Here is a 2,005-nt window from a genome sequence, read left to right as displayed (position 1 = left end):
CCCTCGGAGGTGTCCATGGCGATGCAGCGCACGGTGCTCTCGCCGAGCTGGGCCGCGACCTCCAGGACGAGGCGGGCGCCGTTGTTGCGGGTCTCCAGCGCGTTCAGGATCTCCGGCAGGTGGCCGTCGAACTGCACGTCGACGACGGGGCCGATCACCTGGGTGATCTTGCCGACCTTGTTGGAGCCGGCGCCGGGGGAAGCGGTGTTTGCCATGATTCACGTGCCCTTGAAAGCTGTGCGCCCGGAAGCGCTTAGAGCGCCTCGGCGCCCGAGATGATTTCGATCAGTTCCTTGGTGATCATCGCCTGACGCGTGCGGTTGTAGATCAGCGTCTGCTTCTTGATCATCTCGCCGGCGTTGCGGGTGGCGGAATCCATCGCGCTCATGCGCGCGCCCTGCTCCGAGGCGGCGTTCTCCAGGAGCGCGCGGTAGACCTGCACCGTGAGGTTGCGCGGCAGCAGCGTCTCGAGGATCGCCTCCTCGCTCGGCTCGAATTCGAGCGCCGAGTCGGCGGGCGCGCCGGTGGTGCTCGCGGCCCCCTCCGGCAACTCGGCCGGGATCAGGCGCTGGGCCGTGGGGATCTGCGAGATCACCGAGCGGAACTCGGAGAAGAACAAGGTCGCTACGTCGAATTCGCCGGCCTCGTAGCGCGCCAGGATCGTCTCGGCGATCTCGGCGGCGAAGGGGTAGTCCACCGGGCGGTTGCCGCGGATGTCCCGCGACGCGACGATCTGCTCGCGGAACTGCCGGCGCAGGACATCGAGGCCCTTCTTGCCGACCGTCATCATCGTGACGGTCTTGCCCTCGGCCGTGAGCCGGTCGGCGTGGGCGCGGGCGAGACGCGCGATCGAGGAATTGAAGGCGCCGCACAGGCCGCGGTCGCCGGTGCAGACGACGAGCAGGTGCGTCTGATCCTTGCCGGTGCCGGCGAGCAGCTTCGGGGCGCCGACACCGCCCACGAGGTTGCCCGCGAGGTTGCCGAGCACGGACGCCATCTTCTCGGCGTAGGGCCGGCCGGCTTCCGCCGCCAGCTGGGCGCGCCGCAGCTTGGCCGCGGCGACCATCTGCATCGCCTTGGTGATCTTCTGCGTCGCCTTCACCGAGGTGATGCGGTTGCGCAGATCCTTCAAACTCGCCATCGGGTGGTCCGGTCTTTCAGGGCCTGTTCACGGCCGGGCGCCCGAAGGCTTCTCGATCGGCGCGGGCCGATCAGGCGGCGAGCGACTTGGCGACGCCCTCGACGACGCCCTTGAGCTTGCCCGCGCTGTCGTCCGACAGGTCCTTCGAGTCGCGGATGGCGCCCAGCAGGTCGGCGTGCTTGGAGCGCAGCGTCGCGAGCAGCGCCTCCTCGAACGGGCGGACCTTGGCCACCGGCAGCTTGTCGAGGTAGCCGTTGACGCCGGCGTAGATCACCGCGACCTGCTCCTCCATCTTCAGCGGCGAGAATTGCGGCTGCTTCAGGAGCTCGGTCAGCCGCGAGCCGCGGTTGAGGAGCTGCTGGGTGGAGGCGTCGAGGTCGGAGCCGAACTGCGCGAAGGCCGCCATCTCGCGGTACTGGGCGAGCTCGCCCTTGATCTTGCCGGCGACCTTCTTCATCGCCTTGGTCTGGGCCGAGGAGCCCACGCGCGAGACCGAGAGGCCGACATTCACCGCCGGGCGGATGCCCTGGTAGAACAGGTCGGTCTCCAGGAAGATCTGGCCGTCGGTGATCGAGATCACGTTGGTCGGGATGTAGGCCGAGACGTCGTTGGCCTGGGTCTCGATGATCGGCAGCGCGGTGAGCGAGCCGTTGCCCGCCGCGTCGCCCATCTTGGCGGCGCGCTCCAGCAGGCGCGAGTGCAGGTAGAACACGTCGCCGGGATAGGCTTCGCGGCCGGGCGGGCGGCGCAGCAGCAGCGACATCTGGCGGTAGGCCACCGCCTGCTTGGACAGGTCGTCGTACACGATGACGGCGTGCATGCCGTTGTCGCGGAAATACTCGCCCATGGCGCAGCCGGCGAACG

At 68.7% G+C, this 2,005-nt stretch carries 1 protein-coding gene and 2 pseudogenes; all 3 read right to left on the bottom strand.

Annotated features, from left to right (window positions below):
- A pseudogene (locus tag ACFE86_RS22605) lies at positions 1-215 on the bottom strand (F0F1 ATP synthase subunit beta); the annotation flags it as partial.
- A 38-nt stretch (positions 216-253) separates the two neighbouring features.
- Positions 254-1,141, bottom strand: coding sequence for a F0F1 ATP synthase subunit gamma (locus tag ACFE86_RS22600; protein WP_375457544.1), 888 nt, complete (start codon positions 1,139-1,141; stop codon positions 254-256).
- A 70-nt stretch (positions 1,142-1,211) separates the two neighbouring features.
- A pseudogene (locus ACFE86_RS22595) lies at positions 1,212-2,005 on the bottom strand (F0F1 ATP synthase subunit alpha); the annotation flags it as partial.

Origin of the sequence: uncultured Methylobacterium sp., from assembly GCF_964244095.1 — a bacterium.
In the GTDB taxonomy this organism is placed as follows: domain Bacteria; phylum Pseudomonadota; class Alphaproteobacteria; order Rhizobiales; family Beijerinckiaceae; genus Methylobacterium.
This window is presented reverse-complemented; position numbering and strand designations above follow the sequence as displayed.

What these genes read in the sequence shown, in the direction of transcription:
- ACFE86_RS22600 (WP_375457544.1), bottom strand. Translation starts at nt 1,141, where the DNA reads ATGGCGAGTTTGAAGGATCTGCGCAACCGCATCACCTCGGTGAAGGCG.